Annotated in this window: 1 pseudogene; it reads left to right on the top strand. The window is 65.3% G+C overall.

The window, feature by feature from the left end:
- Positions 1-245, top strand: a pseudogene (locus ACQG3P_RS21830) (hypothetical protein); the annotation flags it as partial.

Here is a 245-nt window from a genome sequence, read left to right on the forward strand (position 1 = left end):
GCGCTGGTGACACGCCCGCAGGCGCTGCTGCTGGACGAGCCTTTTGCCTCACTGGACCACGCGTTGCGCGATCACCTGCGGCAGGAAGTGCAGGGCGTACTGGAGGCCACCGACATTCCGATGCTGCTGATCAGCCATGATCCGGTGGACGTGGCGATGTGCGGCCAGCAGGTGGGGGTGCTGGTCGACGGACAGGCCCAGGCCCGCTGGCTAGTGATGGTTACAAGCTGCTATGGCGGTTTCAG

The organism is Stenotrophomonas sp. SrG (genome assembly GCF_050031795.1).
Taxonomy (GTDB): domain Bacteria; phylum Pseudomonadota; class Gammaproteobacteria; order Xanthomonadales; family Xanthomonadaceae; genus Stenotrophomonas; species Stenotrophomonas rhizophila_A.